Raw genomic sequence first — 1,279 nt, forward strand, 5'->3', positions numbered from 1 at the left:
GCGGGGCGGGCGGCCGCGGGGACGGTCGTCGAGGTCGTCAGGACCCCGGGCACGACGTCGTCGGCGTCCGCCACGGCGTACCCGGCCACGGCCAGCACGGCGGCAGCCGCCAGCCAGCGGCGGACGTGGGGCATCGACCCCCCTCTGCACGGGCGGCCCCCGGTGCGGGACCATGGACACCGCGACCCTAGCCGTCGCGCCGACCAGCACCGGAAGAGGGACCGCCGTGGAGTTCGACGTCACCATCGAGATCCCCAAGGGGCAGCGCAACAAGTACGAGGTCGACCACGAGACCGGTCGGATCCGCCTCGACCGCATGCTGTTCACCTCGACCCGGTACCCCGCCGACTACGGCTACGTCGAGGGCACGCTCGGCGAGGACGGCGACCCGCTCGACGCCCTGGTGCTGCTTGAGGAGCCCACCTTCCCGGGCTGCCTCATCAAGGCGCGCACCATCGGGATGTTCCACATGCGCGACGAGGCCGGCGGCGACGACAAGCTGCTGTGCGTGCCGGCGGGCGACCCGCGGCTCAAGCACATCCAGGACCTTGAGGACGTCTCGGAGTTCGACCGCCTCGAGATCCAGCACTTCTTCGAGACCTACAAGGACCTCGAGCCCGGCAAGTCCGTCGAGGGCGCGCACTGGGCCGGCCGCGTCGAGGCCGAGGCTGAGGTCGTCGCGTCCTACGAGCGCGCCAAGAGCGCACCCCCGCACGCCGCCGTCCAGACCACGCCCGGCGCCCACCCGCCCCACGCCTGACCCCGCCGCGGCGGACGTTCCTCAGGGGCGGCCGGCGAAGGGCATCATGCCCGAGCGCCAGATGGACGAGATCCGCACCTGCGCCCCGGTGTAGGGCGCCTCCACCATCTGCCCGCCGCCGATGTAGATGCCGACGTGGTGGATCGAGCCCGGGTCGGACGAGCTGTACCCGTAGAACACGAGGTCGCCCGGACGGATCGCGTCGTACGACACGTGCGCCGTCACCTGGTACTGCATCTGCGAGGAGTGCGGCAGCGAGACGCCCGCCCGCTCCCACGCGCGCATGGTGAGCCCGGAGCAGTCGTAGGTGCTCGGCCCGTCGGCCGCCCACTCGTAGTCCTTGCCGAGCTGGGTCTGCGCCCAACTCGCGGCGGTCTGGCCGGCGGACGACGAGCCCTGGCTCGAGCCGCCACCGCCCCCACCGCCAGAGCCGCCGCCCGAGCCGCCGCCCGAGCCGCCGGAGCCGCCGGAGCCACCGGAGCCGCCGGAGCCGCCGGAGCCCGAGCCGCTGCCCGAGCC

At 73.7% G+C, this 1,279-nt stretch carries 2 protein-coding genes; one reads left to right on the top strand and one right to left on the bottom strand.

Annotated elements, in window-relative coordinates:
* The first annotated feature begins 226 nt into the window (after positions 1 to 226).
* Complete coding sequence (locus ACYVJ4_RS18525) at positions 227 to 760, top strand: inorganic diphosphatase (RefSeq protein ID WP_460461523.1); 534 nt, start codon at positions 227 to 229, stop codon at positions 758 to 760.
* A 21-nt stretch (positions 761 to 781) separates the two neighbouring features.
* On the opposite strand, the gene ACYVJ4_RS18530 is transcribed toward ACYVJ4_RS18525, so the two are convergent.
* Positions 782 to 1,279, bottom strand: a 498-nt coding sequence (locus ACYVJ4_RS18530) for a C40 family peptidase (RefSeq protein WP_460461524.1), incomplete at its 5' end; no start/stop codon positions are given.

It is taken from the genome of Angustibacter peucedani, from assembly GCF_054779595.1.